20 protein-coding genes and 2 pseudogenes are annotated in these 18,529 nt (G+C 69.9%); 9 read left to right on the plus strand and 13 right to left on the minus strand.

All coding sequences use genetic code 11. From position 1 onward, the window contains the following. The first annotated feature begins 9 nt into the window (after window positions 1-9). The gene (locus tag C6A87_RS14845; protein WP_311112980.1) at window positions 10-519 is read left to right on the plus strand and encodes a hypothetical protein; all 510 of its coding nucleotides are present in this window, start codon (window positions 10-12) and stop codon (window positions 517-519) included. Here C6A87_RS14845 and C6A87_RS14850 read toward each other — a convergent pair. From C6A87_RS14850 to C6A87_RS14865, 4 genes and pseudogenes are all read right to left on the minus strand, one after another. Beyond that, a pseudogene (locus C6A87_RS14850) lies at window positions 519-653 on the minus strand (hypothetical protein); the annotation flags it as partial. The gene C6A87_RS14845 and the pseudogene C6A87_RS14850 overlap by 1 nt on opposite strands. Next, entirely contained in the window at window positions 610-1,227 is a 618-nt protein-coding gene (locus C6A87_RS14855) for a TetR/AcrR family transcriptional regulator (RefSeq protein ID WP_311112981.1), read from the minus strand. The pseudogene C6A87_RS14850 and the gene C6A87_RS14855, both read right to left, overlap by 44 nt. A gap of 69 nt (window positions 1,228-1,296) precedes the next feature. Beyond that, window positions 1,297-2,426 (minus strand): annotated as a pseudogene (locus C6A87_RS14860) (nitronate monooxygenase). Between the two features lie 53 nt (window positions 2,427-2,479). Beyond that, a complete protein-coding gene (locus C6A87_RS14865; RefSeq protein WP_311112982.1) occupies window positions 2,480-3,244 on the minus strand; it encodes an HAD-IB family hydrolase in 765 nt (254 codons plus the stop codon). Window positions 3,245-3,448: 204 nt separating this feature from the next. On the opposite strand from C6A87_RS14865, the gene C6A87_RS14870 reads away from it, so the two are divergent. Beyond that, entirely contained in the window at window positions 3,449-3,832 is a 384-nt protein-coding gene (locus C6A87_RS14870) for an STAS domain-containing protein (protein WP_311112983.1), read from the plus strand. A 45-nt stretch (window positions 3,833-3,877) separates the two neighbouring features. Then, the gene (locus C6A87_RS14875) at window positions 3,878-4,324 is read left to right on the plus strand and encodes an ATP-binding protein (protein WP_396836872.1); all 447 of its coding nucleotides are present in this window, start codon (window positions 3,878-3,880) and stop codon (window positions 4,322-4,324) included. On the opposite strand, the gene C6A87_RS14880 is transcribed toward C6A87_RS14875, so the two are convergent. Continuing rightward, window positions 4,325-5,401: a diacylglycerol kinase gene (locus C6A87_RS14880; protein WP_311112985.1), complete on the minus strand. Its 1,077-nt coding sequence runs from the start codon at window positions 5,399-5,401 to the stop codon at window positions 4,325-4,327. 79 nt (window positions 5,402-5,480) lie between these two features. Here C6A87_RS14880 and C6A87_RS14885 point away from each other — a divergent pair, with 79 nt between their 5' ends. Genes C6A87_RS14885 through C6A87_RS14895 form a run of 3 tightly spaced genes read left to right on the plus strand, consistent with a single transcriptional unit; the run spans window position 5,481 to window position 7,819 of the window. Beyond that, window positions 5,481-6,227, plus strand: a complete 747-nt coding sequence (locus tag C6A87_RS14885; RefSeq protein WP_311112986.1) for a glucose 1-dehydrogenase — start codon at window positions 5,481-5,483, stop codon at window positions 6,225-6,227. 42 nt (window positions 6,228-6,269) lie between these two features. Further along, window positions 6,270-7,538: a competence/damage-inducible protein A gene (locus tag C6A87_RS14890; protein WP_311112987.1), complete on the plus strand. Its 1,269-nt coding sequence runs from the start codon at window positions 6,270-6,272 to the stop codon at window positions 7,536-7,538. A 56-nt stretch (window positions 7,539-7,594) separates the two neighbouring features. Then, the gene (locus C6A87_RS14895; protein WP_311112988.1) at window positions 7,595-7,819 is read left to right on the plus strand and encodes a hypothetical protein; all 225 of its coding nucleotides are present in this window, start codon (window positions 7,595-7,597) and stop codon (window positions 7,817-7,819) included. Between the two features lie 7 nt (window positions 7,820-7,826). On the opposite strand, the gene C6A87_RS14900 is transcribed toward C6A87_RS14895, so the two are convergent. Both C6A87_RS14900 and C6A87_RS14905 read right to left on the minus strand, forming a co-directional pair. Then, complete coding sequence (locus tag C6A87_RS14900) at window positions 7,827-8,747, minus strand: alpha/beta fold hydrolase (RefSeq protein WP_311112989.1); 921 nt, start codon at window positions 8,745-8,747, stop codon at window positions 7,827-7,829. 20 nt (window positions 8,748-8,767) lie between these two features. Further along, complete coding sequence (locus C6A87_RS14905; RefSeq protein ID WP_311112990.1) at window positions 8,768-9,631, minus strand: hypothetical protein; 864 nt, start codon at window positions 9,629-9,631, stop codon at window positions 8,768-8,770. Window positions 9,632-9,774: 143 nt separating this feature from the next. On the opposite strand from C6A87_RS14905, the gene C6A87_RS14910 reads away from it, so the two are divergent. Then, window positions 9,775-10,293 (plus strand): hypothetical protein, encoded by a 519-nt coding sequence (locus tag C6A87_RS14910; RefSeq protein ID WP_311112991.1) that lies wholly within the window; start codon window positions 9,775-9,777, stop codon window positions 10,291-10,293. 27 nt (window positions 10,294-10,320) lie between these two features. On the opposite strand, the gene yaaA is transcribed toward C6A87_RS14910, so the two are convergent. The 6 genes from yaaA to C6A87_RS14940 form a co-directional block, all read right to left on the minus strand. Next, window positions 10,321-11,067, minus strand: coding sequence for a peroxide stress protein YaaA (yaaA, locus tag C6A87_RS14915; RefSeq protein WP_311112992.1), 747 nt, complete (start codon window positions 11,065-11,067; stop codon window positions 10,321-10,323). A gap of 34 nt (window positions 11,068-11,101) precedes the next feature. Then, on the minus strand, window positions 11,102-11,686 hold the full coding sequence (locus C6A87_RS14920) for an NlpC/P60 family protein (RefSeq protein WP_311112993.1): 585 nt from the start codon (window positions 11,684-11,686) through the stop codon (window positions 11,102-11,104). 269 nt (window positions 11,687-11,955) lie between these two features. Continuing rightward, window positions 11,956-13,089 (minus strand): alkaline phosphatase family protein, encoded by a 1,134-nt coding sequence (locus C6A87_RS14925; RefSeq protein ID WP_311112994.1) that lies wholly within the window; start codon window positions 13,087-13,089, stop codon window positions 11,956-11,958. A 1-nt stretch (window position 13,090) separates the two neighbouring features. Beyond that, window positions 13,091-13,531, minus strand: coding sequence for a response regulator (locus C6A87_RS14930; RefSeq protein WP_311112995.1), 441 nt, complete (start codon window positions 13,529-13,531; stop codon window positions 13,091-13,093). After that, window positions 13,528-15,048 (minus strand): CHASE3 domain-containing protein, encoded by a 1,521-nt coding sequence (locus C6A87_RS14935; protein ID WP_311117945.1) that lies wholly within the window; start codon window positions 15,046-15,048, stop codon window positions 13,528-13,530. Before C6A87_RS14935 ends, C6A87_RS14930 begins: the two co-directional genes overlap by 4 nt. A 74-nt stretch (window positions 15,049-15,122) precedes the next feature. Continuing rightward, entirely contained in the window at window positions 15,123-16,298 is a 1,176-nt protein-coding gene (locus C6A87_RS14940) for a fused response regulator/phosphatase (protein WP_311112996.1), read from the minus strand. A gap of 269 nt (window positions 16,299-16,567) precedes the next feature. Between C6A87_RS14940 and C6A87_RS14945 the strand changes: the two genes are divergently transcribed. Continuing rightward, window positions 16,568-17,770: an acyltransferase gene (locus C6A87_RS14945; protein ID WP_311112997.1), complete on the plus strand. Its 1,203-nt coding sequence runs from the start codon at window positions 16,568-16,570 to the stop codon at window positions 17,768-17,770. Window positions 17,771-17,830: 60 nt separating this feature from the next. Further along, on the plus strand, window positions 17,831-18,514 hold the full coding sequence (locus tag C6A87_RS14950; protein WP_311112998.1) for an Rv0518 family GDSL lipase: 684 nt from the start codon (window positions 17,831-17,833) through the stop codon (window positions 18,512-18,514). Window positions 18,515-18,529: the final 15 nt, after the last annotated feature.

Genomic DNA, 18,529 nt, shown 5'->3' on the forward strand with positions numbered 1-18,529 from the left:
CCTGTGACCATGAAGAAACCGGGAGGGTGCCACGTGAAGTTCGGTTTCCGCGCAAAGACCGCGTCCATCGTCGGGGCGGCAGCGTTCGCCGCTCTGCTTGCCGGCGCGCCGTCGGCCGCCGCCGACCCGGCTGCGCCGCAACCGGTGCCCGCGCCCGTGCCGGCGCCGGTGCCGGCTGAGGTGCCCGCGCCGGGGGAGGCGCCGGTGCTCGCAGTGGCCGCCGGATCTTCCGCCCCCGCACCCGCCGCCGAGGGGGTGCCCCATCTTGCCAGCCCGGAGAATCTGCCCCCGGGCACGTCGATCGCCCCGGCCCAGCAGACCCGGCTGACCTACCTGCGCGACCTGTGGCATGCGATGCAGACCCAGGAGGTCAGCGGAAGCAACGCGCTGCTGCTGCTCACGCAGCGCCCGCTGAGTTCCACCCCGTCGCGGGGCCTGCCCGCCGGGCCGCAGCCGGTGGCGCCGCCGGCGCCCATCGCCCCTGCGGCCCCGCCCGCTCCCGCCCCGGTCGCGCCTTAGTTCGGCAGCGACGCGTGCCCCGTCGGCATCGCGGCGCTCACCTCGACGGTGGCCTCGGCGCTACGCGCGGCGGTGGTGATGCGGGCCCGGTCACCGTCGCCGAGCCCCAGCGTGGTCGCTTCCTCGACGCTGATCCACTGCGGCCTGCGCGCTGATCAGCTGCCGAAGCTGGTCGGCGACCAGGTGCAGCGGCTGCAGGTCGCGCGACGCCCGCGCGACGACGATGGCGCCCTCGAACGAGGTGAGCACCAGCATCGCCAGGGCGGCCGCGTTGTCGGCGGGGACACCGTCGTCGACAAGCCGCTGGGCGATCACCTCGCGCCAGCGCGCGAACGCCGCGGCAGCACGCTCGATCACCGGGGCGGACTGGTCGGGTTTCGCCGGATCGCCGGATTCGACGGCGACTGCGACGACGGGGCAGCCGGCGCGGAAGTCGCTGTCCTGCAACTGTTCGGCGTATCCGGCGAAGAGCCGGTCCAGAGCCTCCAGTGTGGAGGAGGCCTCCGCCAGCTGCGCGGCCATGAACTCGCCGGCGTAGTCGACGGCCTCGCAGAGCAGTTGTGTGCGGCCGCCGGGGAAGTAGTGGTAGGCGGACCCGCGCGGCGCGCCGCTGTGGGCGAGCACGTCGGCGATGGCCGTCGGGTGCGCACCGCGTTCCCGGATCAGCAGTGCGGTGGAGATGACCATCCGCTCGCGAGGAGTCGTCACCGAGCAGCCCCCTTCCCTGGCTATGTATGTAACTCTACATAACCGGGAAGGGGTTGCCCGGTGAAATCGCTACACGCTGGCGGCCTCGTTGAGTTCGTTGAGGGTGTTGGTGGCCTCGAGGTACTCCTGCACCCAGCGCTCGATGACCGCCGAGGTCTTCTCGACCTTGGTGAACTGGCCGACGACCTGGCCGATCGGGTTGAAGGCGACGTCGACGGTCTCGTTCGGGTACTTGTGCGTCGCGGCCACGGCCATCCCGGACACCATGTACTGCAGCGGCATTCCGAGCGGCTTCGGGTTCTCCGGGTTCTCCCACGCGTCGGTCCAGTCGTTGCGCAGCATGCGGCCGGCTTACCGGTGAACGACCGGCTGCGCACCGTGTCGCGGCTGGAGGCCTTCGCGTAGGCGGCGTGCTGGACGGCGGTGTTCTCCGACTCCTCGACCATCACCCACTGGGAGCCGGTCCATGCGCCCTGCGCACCGAGCGCCAGTGCCGCGGCGATCTGCTGGCCGCTGCCGATGCCGCCGGCGGCCAGCACCGGCACCGGCGCCACCTCCTTGACGACCTGGGGCCACAGCACGATCGAGCCGACCTCGCCGCTGTGCCCGCCGGCCTCGCCGCCCTGGGCGATGATGATGTCCACGCCGGCGTCGGCGTGCTTGCGCGCCTGTGAGGGCGAGCCGCACAGCGCGGCGACCTTGCGACCCTCGGCGTGGATGTGCTCGATCATGTCCTTGGGCGGGGTGCCCAGCGCGTTGGCGATCAGCGTCATCTTCGGGTGCCGCAGCGCGACCTCGACCTGCGGTGTCGCGGTCGCCTCGGTCCAGCCAAGCAGCTGCAGCGCGTTGTCGTCGCTGTCGTCGGTCGGCACCCCGTGGTCGGCCAGGATCTTCTTGGCGAAGTCCAGGTGCTCCTGCGGAACCAGCGCGTTGAGCGTCGACTTCAGGTCGTCGGCGGACATGTTCGCGTCCATGCCCTCGTACTTGTTCGGGATCACGATGTCCACGCCGTACGGGTGGTCGCCGATGTTCTCGTCGATCCAGTTCAGCTCGATCTCGAGCTGCTCGGGGGTGAAGCCCACCGCGCCCAGCACACCGAACCCGCCGGCCTTGCTGACCGCGACGACCACGTCACGGCAGTGGGTGAAGGCGAAGATCGGGAACTCGATACCCAATTCGTCGCACAGGGGAGTATGCATAGTCCGCTCCTGGTGGGCTCATGACGGTGAAAAGCAGAAAACTGAAACGTGTTCTACTTTAGTACACGGCGCAGTCCGCCTGCGGCGCCTTTCCCCGGTGTGCTGACCCGGAGCACCGGCCAGCCGCGCTGCGCGGCCACCGCCGCCAGTTCCCGGCGCGGGTTCACCGGCCGGGGATGCCCCACCAGCGACATCAGCGCGATGTCCTCGTTGCCGTCGGCGTAGAAGAAGCTGCGCTGCAGGTCGACGCCCGCGCTGGCGCTGAACCGTTCGACGGCCGCGGCTTTCTGCTTGCCCCAGATCACCGGCCGCGCGATCCTGCCGGTGAGCAGGCCCTGCTCGTCGAGCTCGAAGTGGTTGCACAGCACGTGCCCGATCTCCAGATAGCGGGCGACCGGTTCGGCGTGGATGGTCAGCGCCGACGAGCTGAGCACCACGGTGTGCCCGCGCCGCTGGTGCGCCAGCACGATGTCGCGCATCACCGGGAACAGGCGTGACCGCACCCGCTCGGCGAACAACCGGTCGCCGATGGCGTCGAGGTCGGCCAGCGACTCGCCCCTGAGGTAGCCGGCGGCACGCTCGAGCAGTTTGCCGAAATTCACCCGGCCGATCTTGTAGCGCATCGCGGCTTCGATGACCCCGGTGACCTCGCCGATGCGGGCCTGGCGGCGCCGGATGCGGTCGCCCGCGTGCGCGGTCGCGGTGAAGCCGTCCACCAGCGTGCCGTCCAAATCGAAGAACGCGCCGACCTGCGGACCTGACGGTCCGGCGGCGATGTCGGCGACCGGATCACCCGGAGTCGCGGGGTCGGCGGTCACATTGCGCTCCTCATATCACGGCTCGCGCGGGGGCTGACAAGCCATGCTACGGGCGTCGCGGGCCCTACTGGTTTAATCTGTGCCCTGGTCGCTGCCGCAGACGGCCACGGTAGTTTGGTCTTGCCGGGTTGAGACGCAGCCTGTGTGAGTAGCACTATGTGCCCTCGCAGAGTGCGGTGAGCGGCCTGATACGGAAGGTGAACCTTGGACGAGCAAGCAGCCGAAGGCACGGGCGCCGCAGGAGCGTCGAACTGTGTCGTCACGCAGCGGTGGGTCGACCGGACGGCCGTCGTCGGAGTGTCCGGAGTTGTCGACATGCTCACCTCGCCCCAGCTGGAGACGGCCATCGACACCGCGCTCGGCCAGCAGCCCACCGCGGTGGTCATCGACTTCACCGACGTCGAGTTCCTGGCCTCCGCCGGGATGGGCGTACTGGTGGCCGCCCACGACAAGGCGGGCGACGACGTGACGATCAGCGTGGTGGCGGACGGTCCCGCGACGAGTCGTCCGCTGAAGCTCGTCGGCATCGCCGACATCGTCCGGCTCTACCCGAATCTCGACGAGGCGCTCGCGGCGCGCGACACCTAGGAAGTCCGCTTAAGAAGATCCTTTGAGGGGTAGCCAGCGACTGCCATGATCGATTCCATGCCTCCGGCTGAGGTAGCCAACGCCGATCGCTTCGAGCGGGTCGGGCTCGAAGCCGACGCAGGCGCGGTCGCTCGGGTACGCCAGGACTTCTCACTCTGGTTGAAGCGCTTCTTCGCGCTGGACGAGATCCGCACCAGCGACATGGTGCTGGCGATCAACGAGGCGTTGGCGAACGCGGCGGAATTCGCATACCTGCAGTCGGACCAGCCGGGCACGATCGACATCCAGGCCGTCCACGACGAGCGGGCCGGCACGCTGACGGTCTGCATCTACGACCAGGGGGTGTGGCGTCAGCGCCAGATCGACCCCGCACCGCGCACCCGCGGCCGCGGCATCCCGTTGATGGAGACGCTGTCGGATTGCGCGACGATCGAACCGTCGACCAGCGGCACCACCGTGCGGCTGGAATGGCGCGGGGTCAACCGGGCCTGATCACCCGGCCCGGTAGGTGCCCCTGCCGGTCGCCAGCGGCAGATTGAGCGTGCTGCGGATGCCCGGAGCTGCCGCGACGACGTCCGGTATCGCGTTGACGATCCGCGCCGCCGCCGCCAGGATCGCGGCGTAGTTGTGGTCACCGTTGCGGCTCGTCGGGCAGATGTCCATCACGTACGACGGCTCCCCGGTGATCTCCACCCGGTAGGAGCCGCCCTCCTGGGCCGGCTGCGCCCAGTCCGGCCGCAGATCCCCGCGCAGACGCGTGATGTGTTCGACGACGATCGCAGGCTGACCGTCCACCAGTCCCTCGATCAGGAATCGGACCGCCGCGACGGTGCCCTTCTTGATCGTGCCGACCGCGACGTCGAAATCCTCGGGCGCCGGCTCCTGCTCGACCGAATCCCGGATCTCGTCGACCTCGACACCGAGACCCGCGGCGAGCTGACGGATGCCCACACCCCAGGCCGCGCTGAGCATGCCGGGCTGATAGAGGAACGGCAGATCGCCGATCTCGTTCCCGAAGCCCATCACGTCGAACATGACGGTGGCGCCGTCGTAGGTGGCGTAGTCGGCGATCTCCATGGTGCGGATCTGGCTGATGCTCTGGCAGGTGCTCGCGAGCGCCAGCGGCATCAGGTCGGTGACGAAACCCGGATCGACGCCGGTGATGAACAGGCTCGTGTTGCCTTGCCGCGCTGAATCTTCCACGCGGTCGATGGCGCGCTCGGGGATGACGCCCCACGGGTACTGCAGGGACACGGGGGAGGAGCCGACCACGTTGATGCCGGCTTCGAGCAGAGCGCGGACGTCGGCGAGCGCCTCCCTGGTCCGCACGTCGCCCATCGCGCAGTACACCGCGCAGTCCGGTTTGGCCGCGATGACGGCGGCCAGGTCGTCGACCGCGGTCACTCCGGTCGTCACGTCCAGCCGGGCGAGCTCACCGGCGTCCCTGCCCACCTTCGCCGCCGAGGACACCCACACCGCGGCGAGGTCGAACCGCTCGTCCTCGATGAGCTGGCGCAGTGCCAGGCTGCCGCAGTTACCCGTCCCGATCAGTGCCACGCGAATCGCCATGGCCAGCAGTATGCGTGCCCGGAAACCAAATAGGAACAGGTTCTAGTTTGTGTCTACCCGTGCGGTAGCCTGTCGCCCCATGGGACGCGTGGACGGAAAAGTGGCACTCATCAGCGGCGGGGCGCAGGGCATGGGCGCCGCGGACGCGCGGGCGCTGATCGCCGAGGGCGCGAAGGTGGTGATCGGCGACATCCTCGACGAGAAGGGCCAGGCGCTGGCCGACGAGATCAACGCCGAGACGCCGGACTCGATCCGCTACGTGCACCTCGACGTGACCCAGGCCGATCAGTGGGAGGCCGCGGTGGCCACCGCGATCGACGCGTTCGGCTCGCTCAACGTGCTCGTCAACAACGCGGGCACGGTGGCGCTGGGCCAGATCGGCCAATTCGACATGGCCAAGTGGCAGAAGGTCATCGACGTCAACCTGACCGGGACGTTCCTGGGCATGCAGGCCTCGGTGGAGGCGATGAAGGCCGCGGGCGGCGGCTCGATCATCAACATCTCCTCGATCGAGGGGCTGCGCGGTGCCGTGATGGTGCACCCGTATGTCGCGTCCAAGTGGGCGGTGCGCGGCCTGACGAAGTCGGCGGCGCTGGAACTGGGCGCGCACAACATCCGGGTCAACTCGGTGCACCCCGGTTTCATCCGCACGCCGATGACCAAGCACTTCCCGGACAACATGCTGCGGATCCCGCTGGGCCGGCCGGGCCAGCCCGACGAGGTCGCCACCTTCGTGGTGTTCCTGGCCAGCGACGAGTCCCGGTACTCCACCGGCGCCGAGTACGTGGTGGACGGCGGCCTGACCAACGACGTCCCGCACAAGTAGCCGCCGCAGGCCCGCATCCGGGCCTGCGTAAGGTCGTCTCTCGTGAGCGCACGCGCCGGAATCGTGGTGACGGGAACCGAGGTCCTGACCGGACGCGTCCAGGACCGCAACGGACCCTGGCTGGCCGACCGGCTGCTCGAGCTCGGCGTCGAGCTCAGTCACATCACCCTGTGCGGTGACCGGCCCGCCGACATCGAGGCGCAACTGGATTTCCTGGCCGCCCAGGGGATGGATCTGATCATCACCAGCGGGGGCCTCGGGCCGACCGCCGACGACATGACCGTGGAGGTGGTGTCTCGGTTCTGCGGCCGCGAGCTGGTGCTCGATGCCGGGCTGGAAGCCAGGATCGGCGACATCGTGACCGGCATGATGGCCCGCTTCCCCGGCGTCGACGCCGACGCGGTGCTGGCCGCCAACCGCAAGCAGGCCCTCGTCCCGGCAGGCGCGGAGATCCTGGACCCGGTGGGCACCGCACCCGGGGTGGTGGTGTCCGGCGCCCCGACGGTCGTGGTCCTGCCCGGACCGCCCCGCGAGCTGCAGCCGATGTGGCAGGCGGCGGTGGCCACCGACGCGGTGCAGGCCGCGATCGCCGGCCGCACCCGGTATCAGCAGCAGACGATCCGGATGTTCGGGCTGCCCGAGTCCGGCCTGGCCGACACGCTGCGCGAGGCCGAGACGGCCGTCGCCGGCTTCGAGCGGCTGGAGATCACCACCTGCCTTCGGCGCGGCGAACTGGAGATCGTCACCCGCTTCGAACCGCAGGACGCCCCGGCCTACGCCGAGCTGGTCGCAGTGCTGCGCGCCCGGCACGGCCGCGAGATCTTCTCCGAGGACGGTGCTTTCGTCGACGACCAGGTCGCCGGGCTGCTGGCCGGACGCAGCATCGCGACCGCCGAATCCTGCACCGCGGGACTGCTGGCCGCCCGCCTGACCGAGCGGCCTGGCTCGTCGGCGTACGTCGCCGGCGGCGTGGTGGCCTACTCGAATGCGGCCAAGACCGAACTGCTCGGGGTCGACGCCACGCTGATCGAGCGGCACGGTGCGGTGTCGGAGCCGGTGGCCGAGGCGATGGCCGCCGGGGCGCTGCGCCGGTTCGGGGCCGACACCGCGATCGCGATCACCGGCATCGCCGGACCCGGTGGCGGCACCCCGGACAAGCCGGTCGGCACGGTCTGCTTCTCGGTGGCGTTTTCCGACGGCGCCGCGGTCACCAGGACCACGCGACTACCGGGGGACCGGTCCGATGTCCGCGAACGCTCGACGACCGTGGCGATGCATCTGCTCCGGAGGGCCCTGGCCGGTGACGGCTAGGGTGGTCCGCACAGGGATGACTTTCCGGACGTCCAGAGCACATGGAGAACTCACCGATGGTTGACACCGACGAGCGGCAGGCGGTCTCGGAACTCGCCGAGCAGGCCGGTTGGCATCACCGCGTCACCGACCGCAGCGACTACTTCGACAAGGGCGTGGTCCGGGTCCACATCGTCTGGCAGGGCGACGCCGACATCAGCGGGGGCACGCTGTACCACGACGACATGATGCAGACCTACAGCAAGGATCTGCCGACGGTGCGGGGCTGGCTGAAGCGGTAGGCGCGGGTCACCGCTTCGCGTCGTAGTCGTCCCACAGGTCGCTCATCGTCTGCATGATCGCCTCGGCCTCGCCGAGCCCGCCGAGGTGGGACTCGCCGGGCAGCGGCAGGAACTCGGCATCCGGCAACAGCGCGACGACGTGCTCACCGTGGGCGAACGGCACGATGTGGTCGCAGTCGCCGTGCCACCAGCGCACGGGCACCTTGACCTCGTCGAGCCGGAAGCCCCAGTCCCGGGCGAACACCACGACGTCGGCGAACGGGGCGGCCAGCTGGCGTCTGCTGCCGTTGAGCAGATCGTCGAGGAACATCGCCTTGAACTCCGGGCGCACCAGCAGCCTGCGGTCGCCTTCGGGTGAGATGCTCGCGTACAGGTAGAGGACCGGCTCGGCGACGGGCTTGATCAGCCGGATCAGCCCGGTGGCGACGAAGCTCAGCGGCGCACCGACGTGTTCGAGCACGGGAGCCACGGGCAGACCGACGGTGCCCATGATGCCGCCGCCGATTCCGTCGGGGCCCTGGGTCGGGGCGACGCCGCCGAGTATGCCGACCGCGACCACCCGCTCCGGCATCACCGCGGCGCAGGCCAGCGTGTACGGGCCGCCGCCGGAGAGCCCGATGATCGCCATCTTGTCGATGCCGAGGGTGTCGGCGACGGTGCGCAGATCGGAGGCGAAGTCGACGACCCGGTGGTATTCGTGCGGGGTCGACGATCCGATGCCGGGCCGGTCGACGCCGATCAGTCGGATACCGTTCTTCTCGGCGAACACCCGCGCCTCGACCGGGATCTGCCTGCGTGCGCCGGGTGTGCCGTGCAGCCAGAAGATCGCCCGGCCCTGCGGATCGCCGAACTCGGCGAAACCGAGCTGGCGGTCGGCGCCGACCAGGACCTTGCCTTCGAGCTTGGGACGAGCGATGTCGACAGCCATGCGCGAAAGTGTCGCACGCCTCAGTCGGCGCCTTGAGTGGCTCTGTCGAACAGATAGGAACCGACGGTGATCAGCCGGTCGGCGGCGCCCTCGTCGTACATGGTCGCCCGTACCGCGATGCGGCCACCGGCACCGGGCAGCGGTTCGGTCTCCACCCGGAACGGCCCCGTCTTGCCCCGCGCGACGAACATGACGTGGGAGGCGACCCCGTGCAGGCGGGTGGTGCCGGCCAGCTCGGTGGCCCGGTGGATCGCCGCGGTCTCCAACACCACGAACTGCGGACCGATGTGCAGCGCGGCGTCGGGGGAGGCGACGTCGGCCGACAGTTCGGGCAGCGCCCAGCGGCCGTCGGTGCGCAACCGCGCCCCGAACACCTCCCACAGCGGTGGCAGATCCGGGGAGTCCGCGACCTCCAGCGGGTTGGCCTCCATCTTCTGCAGGCCGACGGGCGGGGTGCCGATGCTGATGCCCTGCCCTTCGGTCAGCGCCAGCACCCGGCCGGGGTCGTCGGCGTCGACGATCTTCGAGCGGCTGTACCCCATCTGCCGCCCGCGCTTGAGTTCCTCGGAGACGATCTCGATGCGGCCGACACCGACGCCGGGATCGAGCACCTGACAGGAGTGAATGACCGGGTTGGGCACGGCCTCCAGGTCCGACATGTGCCCGCCCTCGGGCGAGGTGATGCCAAACACGGCCAGCAGCAGCCCGCCGGCCCCGTCGCGCATGTCGCGGCGGACGGCCACGGTGTCGTCCGGCGGGCCCAGGTCCATCTGCGCGTAGCTGCGCCCGAGGTAGCGGTAGCTGAGCAAACCTCCCCAGCGCCTGCGCAACTCCTCGGCGTACTCCTGCGGTGAATCCGCGAGTTCGCGGATGTCTCTGAGCATGTGGCCCCCAAGTCACGGTCCGCCGGCCCGGCCGACCCACGGTACCGCCGGAATGGGCCCCGTCGGAGGGCTTCGGCGGAGGGCTTCGGCATGGGATGCCCCGACGCGCTCCGCGCACCGGGCCCAGGTGAGACAATCCCCGGATGTTCCGCGTCGCACGCATCTTCCTGGCCGCACTCGCCGCCGTCACCGCCGCAGGGTTCGGGCTCGGACCCGGCCCGGGCGGGACCGGAGTCGCCGTCGCCCAACCGGACCTGTCCGCAGGACCGGTCATGGCGCCGTTCAGCCAGACCTGGCGGCGGTGCGATTTCAGCAAGTTCGCCTACACCGGCCCCACCGCCTACGGCAGGATGTTCGGCCAATTCCGGGTCGAGGGCGGCGAGTTGGTGGCGGATCTGCAACTGGCGACCGGGAAGCTGAACGCGCCGTACGACGTCCGCGTGATCCAGATGCCGCGCGCGTCGGCGTCGTCCTGCAACGCCGGGGATCCCGGAGTGCTGGCGGCGACGCTGTTCACCGACGGGGCCGGATCGGGGTCGGTCACCGTCCGCGGCCCGATCGCCCCCGGCACCACCGGCGTGTGGGCGTCGGTCACCCGCCCGAGCCCGTTCTCGCAGACGCCCGAGGAGTTCTACACCACCGACTTCGTCGTCTCGATGTAGTCGGATCAGGCTGCTGCCCAGCGGTTTTCAGGCAGGCACCACCACGGTCAGGTGGTCGCCGCGGCGCTCGACCCGCATGTCGGCGCGGCGCGCCACCGCTGCCACCGCCGCGGCGTCGGCGGGCTCGGATCTGGTGGTCGCCAGCGCGCGGGCCAGCCGGCCCTTGTGCGCCTTGTTGAAGTGGCTGACGGTGGTGCGCCTGCCGTCGTCGCGCTCGGCCACCACGTCCACTGACACCGCGCCGGGCACCTTGCCCAGTGCCGCATACGATCCCGACCGAAGGTCGACGACCAGCTGCTGTTCGGCGAGCTCGGCCAGGACCGGTTCGAGGACCGGTTTCCAGCGCGCCGCCAGCGTGGGCCGCCCCGGCAGCTTCGAGCCTGCCGACAGCCGGTAGGCCGGGATGTGGTCGCCGGCCCGCAGCAGGCCGAACAGTGCCGAGCCCACGGCCAATCGCTCCTCTGCGCGGCCGGCGGCGGCGCCGGTCAGGGATTCGACGTCGAGCGCGTCGTAGAGCACCCCGGTGTAGCGGCGGATCGCGGGCAGCGTCGGGGTAGTGCACAACGCGGCATTGCGGTCGATCTCGGCGTCCTGGGACGGCGAGATACCGAGGGCCTTGCGACAGGCGGGCCGGTCGGCGGCAAGGGCGACCAGTTCGCCGACGAGTTCGGCGCGCAGACCGTTCAGCGCCGGTGTGCTCAGCGTGTCCAGCGACAGAGGAGGTCCGTCGCCGCCGGCGCGTTTGGTCTCAGAGGGCGGCAGCAGCACGATCACCGCACAGAGGCTAGTGCCTGCCGCAGTGGCCGATTCAGGGTGCCGGTGGCGGGGGAACCTCGTGTGCCGCCAGCATGACCGGCGCGGGCGCCGGCGGCGGTGGAGGGGGCGGCGGGAGCAGTGGGTCGAAGCCGGGCGGAGGCGGCGGGGGTGGCGGCGCCATGGGCGGCGGCGGCCCCATCGGCGGCGGGGGCGGGGGCGCCATCGGCGGCAGGAGCATCGGGTCGGCGGCGGGCGGCACGTCGGCGGGCATCGGCAGGAACATGTGGTTGGTGAACTGCTTCTGGAAGGCGCCGCCGCCTCCGACCTTCACGCCGCGGCCTCCCTCGCCGGAGGACACCGGGGTGCCGTCGGGCAGCGTGACGGCGGTGTGGCCGCGGTTCCAGCCCACCACCAGCGCGCCGGGCTGGGATCCGTACTGGAACCCGCGGGCCAGCAGTGCGCTCTCGATGTTTCCGGTGTGGAACCGGTCCCCGTAGACCGGCCGGCCGGTGGCGGCATTGGTCACCCAGGACACGAGCCCGGAGCAGTCGGTGCCGGCGGGGGAGTCCCCGCCGGAGACGTACGGTGTGCCCGACACTTGGTTGACAAGTGTCAAGAGTATTGCGGTGGCAAACATGCGGACGGACAGTAACAGAGGGTCTCTAATTCACCCAAAATCTGTGATGGCGAGCACCATACGCGTGCACCGCACCACCTTGTCACGAAAAGTGTTGTGCACAGGCGCGATTGGCAGTCCACCGGCACATCATCAGCGTATCGCCCAAATATGTTCTTCTACAGTGCTTTCAGTGACTCCAGCACAGGCGAAACGGTGGGTGTCGACCTTGCGTCCGTGGCGTTAGTTTGTTTGCTGGACGGTGTCCGGACGCAGCGCTGGGCGGCTGCTCAGCGATGGGCCACCAGCAACGGGATCCGCTGCTCGGCGTCGGTCAGCGAGCCATGCTGCCCCACCAGCGAAGATTCGATCGGTTCGGTCGTCCGGCGCAGCATGCCGGAATTGCCCCGCGCGGCGGCCACGACGTCGCCGATCCGCCCGCGGATGGCTTCGGCGACGTGTTCGCCGAACCAGCCGAGCTCGATCGCCTCGTCCCCGGTGACCACCCACGCGCGGTCGCCGAGGGTCGAGCGCCAGCTGTCCAGCACGTCCGGGGTGGCGCCGGCCCGGGTGTAGACGTGCCGCGCCCGCACCTCGCCGCCGACCGCCGTGGTGCCGTCGGCGAGCGCTGCCTCGGCGTCGAGGTCGATGACGCTGGTGTCCAGCGAGACCATGCCGTGGTCGGCGACCACGGCCAGCAGGCCGCCGGTGGGCAGGCCCTCGACGATCGACTCGACCATCCTGTCGACCTGCCGCAGTTGCAGCCGCCAGGCCCGCGACCCGGGCCCGTGCAGGTGGCCCACCAGGTCCAGATCGGCGTGGTAGCCGTAACAGAACCCGCGATCGGCGATGACCGAGCCGATGGTGGCCGCCAGGTCACCCATGGTGTGCACGCCCGCGTAGGTGCCGCCGCGCAGCACCGCGCGCGTCAGACCCGATCCGGCGAACTTGGCCTCCGAGATCACGGTGACCGCGGCGCCCGCCGAGGCGGCGCGCTCGAACAGTGTCGGTCGCGGCTGCACCACCTCGGGGACCGCTGTGTCTCGCAGATCCTCGCCCCAGGGGTGCGGTGTCCAGCGCAATGCGTTGACGACTCCGGTGCCGGGCAGCCGGAAGGACATCCCGACCATGCCGTGCTCGCCGGAGCGGCAGCCGGTACCCACCGCCGCCAATCCGGCCGCGGTGGTCGAGGGGAAGCCGGCCTGCAGAGTGGGCCCGCGCAGGCCGGCCAGCACCGGCGCATCGCGGGCGTGGGCGTCCAGCAGTTCGGCGCCCAGACCGTCGATCAGCAGGACGCAAGCGCCTGCCACGTCGTAGGGCAGCCGGATCGGCGATTCGAAGCCGGTCAGGCCCATCGCTGCGAGCACGGAGGGCACCACGTCGGCCAGGTGCGGCAGCGACGGATCCGGACGCGGCGGCGCCATGTCAGAACTGCGGGAGCCGAACCACCTGGACGAAGAACTCGTCGATCTGGCGGACGGCGTTCATGAACTGGTCCAGGTCGACCGGCTTGGTGACGTAGGCGTTGGCGTGCAGCTTGTAGCTACGCAGGATGTCCTCTTCGGCCGACGACGTGGTCAGCACCACCACAGGAATGTGGCTCAGATCGGGGTCCGACTTGATCTGCTCGAGCAGCTGGCGACCGTCGTACTTCGGCAGGTTCAGGTCGAGCAGCACCAGGTCCGGCCGCGGCGCATCGGCGTACGCACCCCGCCGGTACAGGAAGTCCAGGCCCTCCTCGCCGTCGTGGGCGACGTGCAGCGTGTTCTTGATTTTGTTGTGCTCGAATGCTTCCCGCGTGATCAGCTCGTCTCCGGGGTCATCCTCGATGAGCAGGACGTCGATGGCGCGTTCAGCCTGTGTCATGGGGTCGATCCTTGCAGGGCGACAGGCGTCGTGTCATCCGCGGTGATCGGCAGCGTGAACCGGAACCTGGTGCCGTCGGTGTAGGAGGTGTCGATCCAGATCGCGCCGCCGTGGTGTTCGACGATCTTCTTGCACAGCGCCAGCCCGATGCCCGTGCCGCTGTAGGCGTCGCGGCCGTGCAGGCGCTGGAAGATCACGAACACCTTGTCGGCGAACTCGGGAGCGATGCCGATCCCGTTGTCGGTCACCGTGAACGACCAGTTGTCGGTGTCCTCGTCGGTGTCGCGGGCGACGTCGATGACGATATGCGGGGCCACGCCGTCGCGATGGAACTTCACCGCGTTGCCGATCAGGTTCTGCCACAGCATCGTGAACAGCGTGGGGTCGCCCGTGAGGGTCGGCAGCCCGTCGGCGGGGCGCTCGATCACGGCCCCGGATTCCTCCACCGCCGCGGACAGATTGTTCATCGCGGTGTCGAGCGTCTTGTCCAGGTCGACCTCGGTCTCGGTGGAGTTGAGCCGCCCGACCCGCGAGAACGTGAGCAGGTCGTTGATCAGCACCTGCATGCGTTTGGCCCCGTCGACCGCGAAACCGATGTACTCGGTGCCGCGTTCGTCGAGCTTGTCGCCGTAGCGCTTCTCCAGGAGCTGGCAGAACGAGGCGACCTTGCGCAGCGGTTCCTGCAGGTCGTGGGACGCCACGTAGGCGAACTGTTCGAGTTCGGCGTTGGAGCGGCGCAGTTCCTCGGCGTGCACGTCGAGCGCCTCGGTGGCCTCCCGCGACGCCTCGAGTTCGTCCACGATCCGTTGCCGCATGTTCTCCACGTCGCCGGCGATGGCGCGGATGTCCCTGGGCCCCTGCGCGAGGATGCGCTCACCGAAGTTGCCCTGCGCGACGCGACGGCACGCGGCGGCCAGCACGCCCAGCGGCCGCACCAGTGACCGGCGCAGCACCACCGCCAGGGCCACGATCGTCGCCGCGAAGGTGGCCGCGATCGCCAGCAGGACGGCGTTGCGCAGGGTCCGCACCCGCTCCAGTTCGGCGACATCACTGTCGCGGGCCTGGCTCAGTCGCTTGTTCTGGGCGTCGAAAAGCCCGCGCAGCGCGTCGAAGTCGGTCTTGCCGATCTCGGTCAGCGCGGGATCGACCGCGCCGGGGAAGCCGTTGCGGACGTTCGCGATCACCGGCTCCGCGTACCCCGTCCGCCAGGCGCCGGAGGCCTGTTCGATCGCGTCGAGGTCGGCGAGCAGATCGGGACGATCCTGCTCCAGCTGGCGGATCTCGGCGGCGGCCTGCTGTTCGGTCACCCGGCCCTCGTCGTAGGGCAGCAGGAACTGCCGGTCCGCGGCGATCAGGTAGCCGCGCACCGCGGTCTCCTGGTCCCGGAGGGCCGCCTGTAGCTGATAGGCCGCGACGCGGGCGGGTTGGATGTGGTTGATGAGCTGGCTGGACACCTGGTCGGTGCGGTTGAGCAGCACCGCCACCGTGATCCCGCCGATGAGCACCACCAGCCCCATCACCGACAGCACGACGTACTGCCAGCCCTGCACCGTCAGGCCTGCCGCGATGTTGCGGCGGCGCTGTCCGCCGCTCACGAGGTCCTGGTCCGTTCCACCCGCACCACCGCGATGTCGTCGCTGATGCCGCCGTGCGAGGCCGCGCGCTCCTCGACCGCGTCGATGAGGGCGTCGACGAACTCACGCCCGGGCAGGGCGGCCAGCGAGCGCGCGAGCTCGAGCAGGCCGTGCTCGCCGAGGCGCTCGTTGCCGCGGCCGATGTGGCCCTCGAAGAGGCCGTCGGTGAGCAACACCAGTCCCTTTCCCTCGGGCAGCTCGACCTGCTGCGCTTTCCAGTCACTGCCGTGCAGACCGAGTGCCGGACCGCCGGGCGGTTCGACCCATTCCACAGTGCCCCCGCCATGCAGCAGCATGCCGGGATGCCCGGCCCGCACCGCGGTGACCAGCGGTCCCTCCGGGGGGATCGCGAGACTGAGCACGGTCGCGAAGATGCCGCGGCCCGCCCGCTCGGCGCGCAGGATCCGTTCCAGTTGTTTCATCCGGTCCGAGCCGCGCAGACCCGCGAAGGTCAGTGCCCGCCACGCGATACGCAGCGCCACCCCCAGTGCCGCCTCGTCGGCGCCGTGCCCGGACACGTCGCCGATCATCACGTGCACGGTGCGATCCGGGGTCTGCACGAAGTCGTAGAAGTCGCCGCCGAGCAGTGCGTTTTCCCGGCTGGGGCGGTACTGGGTGACGATCTCGACACCCGGATCGTCGAGCAGCAGCGGCGACGGGAGCAGGCCGCGCTCCAGGCGAGCATTCTCGCGGGCGCGCAACTGGCTGGCGTGCAGGTCGACCGTGGTGAGCTCGGCCCGCTTGCGCTCGATGGCGTAGAGCACCGCGCGCCGCAGTACCTCGGGATCGACCCGGTCCTTGACCAGATAGTCCTGCGCTCCGGCCGACAGCGCAGACACCCCGACGTGCTCGTCGTTGAGCCCGGTCAGCACGACGATCGGGAGGGTCGGCGCGTGCCTGGCGATCCGGCTGACACCCTCGATCCCGTCGGTGTCGTGCAGGTGCAGGTCCAACAGGATGCAGTCGGGCCGGGCGATCGCGATCTCCTGCTCGGCCCGGGCCATCGACTCGGCCCAGACCACCTGCATCTCCGTGCCTGCGTCGGCTATCAGCTCTTCGACCAGGATCGCGTCCGCGCGATCGTCCTCCACGAGGAGCAGCGACAGGGCCCGACCGTCACTCGGGGCGATCATGTGACCCGACACCCCCGTTGGCCGGCGGCGAACTCCTCCGCCGATACGTTCGATTGACAACGTCCCGAGGATACCTGGCCCGGCACGGGAGGCGGACGCCCCGCGCCGCGGCGTTGCGTGCCACGCCGGCAGGTCGCGCGCTGGTAATCTCCGACCCGGTCGCCGGTTGGACATCACGGGTGGGCGGCCGTGCCGTATTCGCCGTCCCGCGACCTCAGCCGGGACCGTCACTGACGACGCCGACAGCAAACTGCCTGGAAATTTACGAAATGAGTCGTGTGCGCACCGGAGAGATCAGAGCCTTGTCCGGCTTGCGCATCGTGGCCGCTCTGTGGGTTGTGCTGTTCCACTTCCGGCCGATGTTCGCCGAGGCCGCGCCCGGCGCCAGCAGCGCGCTGGCGCCGATCCTCAACGCCGGCGCCCAGGGCGTCGACCTCTTCTTCATCCTCAGCGGTTTCGTGCTGACGTGGAATTACCTGGAGCGGATGGGGGAGAGCTGGTCGACACGGTCGACCCTGCGATTCCTGTGGCTGCGCCTGGCCCGGGTATGGCCGGTGTACCTGGTGACCATGCACCTGGCCGCGGCGTTCGCGATCTTCACCCTCTATGTCGGTGGCTTCCCGTTGCCCCCGCCGGTGATCGAATCGCTGAACGCGCTGAGCTGGCTCAAACAGGTGCTGCTGACCCAGTTGTGGTTCCAGCCGTACTTCGACGGCTCCAGCTGGAACGGGCCGGCCTGGTCGATCAGCGCGGAATGGCTGGCCTATCTGATGTTCGGCGGGCTGGTCTTGGTCATCTTCCGGGTCGCGGCCGCGACCCGCGCCCGCGGACTGATCTGGCTGGCGCTCGCCGCCGCGTTGGCGCCGACTCTGCTGCTCCTGGCCCACGGGGTGTTCTACACGCCGTGGAGCTGGCTGCCGCGCATCGTCATGCAGTTCACCGCCGGAGCGCTGGCGTGCGCGGCGGTCCGCAAGCTGGTGCTCACCGACCGCACCCGCAAGGCAGCCGGTCTGGCCTCGCTGCTGCTGGGCGTCGCGATCGTCGGCGGGCTGTACGCGCTCGACGCGAATCCCCCTGGGGAGATGCTCGATGCCGGCGGGCTGATCGACGTGCTGTTCGTCCCGCTGGTGATCACACTGTCGATCGGCGCGGGCACGCTGCCGGCGCTGCTGTCGACCAGGGTGATGGTCTACCTCGGGCACATCTCGTTCGGCCTGTACATGGTGCACGAGATCGTGCACACCATGTGGAACTGGGCGGTGCTGCAGTTCGACATCCACCTCACGCCGAGCTGGTGGGCCAAGCTCGTCGTCCTCGGGCTGATCCTGGGCGCCGGTGTCGCGGCAGCGCTGCTCTACCACCTTGTCGAGGAGCCCGCCCGGCGGTGGATGCGGCGGATGGTGGAGCCGAGGGAGGCCCCTTCGACGCAGTCGGCGGGACGCTTGCACCCGGTCGCGGCGCGTGCCGGATAGCGAGTTCGGCGGACGGCGAGTCGGGGCGCGGCCGGGCCGCCGCGACCCTAGGCTGGTGCAGTGAGTCGCCTTCTTACAGTGGTGTTTTCCGTCACGGTGTTGTTCAGCGCCGGATTCGCCCACGCTCCGCAGCACCGCGAGGTGCGCCTGACGCAGTTTGTCCAGAACCGTGTCTCGGTGATCGGCGACTCCTACACCACCGGCAGCGATCAGGGCGGCAACGGTCCGCAGGGTTGGGCTCCGCAGGTGTGGAAGGCGTTGACCGAGCACGGCATCGGCGTGCTGCCGACGGTGGCCGCCGAAGGCGGCGCCGGGTACTGCACCCGCGGCAACCGCGGCGGGGTGTACGAGGACCTGACCGTGCGCGCGGTCAAACCCAGCGACGTGCTGGTGGTGTTCTTCGGGTCCCGCAACGACATGAACGTCGAGCCGACGCGTCTGTCGATCGCGATGTACGGCACCTTCAAGATGGCCCGTCAGATCGCCCGCACCGCCGACCTGCTGGTGATCGGGCCGCCTTGGCCGACCGCCGATCCGCCGCCGGAGATCGTGCGCGTGCGCGATGTGCTGAAGTACCAGGCCGAGCTGGCCGGCGGCACGTTCTTCGATCCGATCGCCGCGCGCTGGTTCGTCGGGCGCCCCGAGCTCATCGGCAGGGACGGCGTGCATCCGACCGACGCCGGTCACGCCTACATGGCCGAGAAGATCGCACCGCTGATCAGCTCCCGGCTCCATCCGTTCTAGCAGGCACGAGAAAAG

It is taken from the genome of Mycobacterium sp. ITM-2016-00317 (assembly GCF_002968295.1).
GTDB lineage: Bacteria > Actinomycetota > Actinomycetes > Mycobacteriales > Mycobacteriaceae > Mycobacterium.

What these genes read in the sequence shown, in the direction of transcription:
- C6A87_RS14920 (WP_311112993.1), bottom strand. Translation starts at nt 11,686, where the DNA reads ATGTTTGCCACCGCAATACTCTTGACACTTGTCAACCAAGTGTCGGGC.
- C6A87_RS14905 (WP_311112990.1), bottom strand. Translation starts at nt 9,631, where the DNA reads ATGCTCAGAGACATCCGCGAACTCGCGGATTCACCGCAGGAGTACGCC.
- C6A87_RS14925 (WP_311112994.1), bottom strand. Translation starts at nt 13,089, where the DNA reads ATGGCGCCGCCGCGTCCGGATCCGTCGCTGCCGCACCTGGCCGACGTG.
- C6A87_RS14940 (WP_311112996.1), bottom strand. Translation starts at nt 16,298, where the DNA reads ATGATCGCCCCGAGTGACGGTCGGGCCCTGTCGCTGCTCCTCGTGGAG.
- C6A87_RS14880 (WP_311112985.1), bottom strand. Translation starts at nt 5,401, where the DNA reads ATGGCGATTCGCGTGGCACTGATCGGGACGGGTAACTGCGGCAGCCTG.
- C6A87_RS14885 (WP_311112986.1), top strand. Translation starts at nt 5,481, where the DNA reads ATGGGACGCGTGGACGGAAAAGTGGCACTCATCAGCGGCGGGGCGCAG.
- C6A87_RS14900 (WP_311112989.1), bottom strand. Translation starts at nt 8,747, where the DNA reads ATGGCTGTCGACATCGCTCGTCCCAAGCTCGAAGGCAAGGTCCTGGTC.
- C6A87_RS14875 (WP_396836872.1), top strand. Translation starts at nt 3,878, where the DNA reads ATGATCGATTCCATGCCTCCGGCTGAGGTAGCCAACGCCGATCGCTTC.
- C6A87_RS14895 (WP_311112988.1), top strand. Translation starts at nt 7,595, where the DNA reads ATGGTTGACACCGACGAGCGGCAGGCGGTCTCGGAACTCGCCGAGCAG.
- C6A87_RS14930 (WP_311112995.1), bottom strand. Translation starts at nt 13,531, where the DNA reads ATGACACAGGCTGAACGCGCCATCGACGTCCTGCTCATCGAGGATGAC.
- C6A87_RS14910 (WP_311112991.1), top strand. Translation starts at nt 9,775, where the DNA reads ATGTTCCGCGTCGCACGCATCTTCCTGGCCGCACTCGCCGCCGTCACC.
- C6A87_RS14945 (WP_311112997.1), top strand. Translation starts at nt 16,568, where the DNA reads ATGAGTCGTGTGCGCACCGGAGAGATCAGAGCCTTGTCCGGCTTGCGC.
- C6A87_RS14845 (WP_311112980.1), top strand. Translation starts at nt 10, where the DNA reads ATGAAGAAACCGGGAGGGTGCCACGTGAAGTTCGGTTTCCGCGCAAAG.
- C6A87_RS14935 (WP_311117945.1), bottom strand. Translation starts at nt 15,048, where the DNA reads ATGGGGCTGGTGGTGCTCATCGGCGGGATCACGGTGGCGGTGCTGCTC.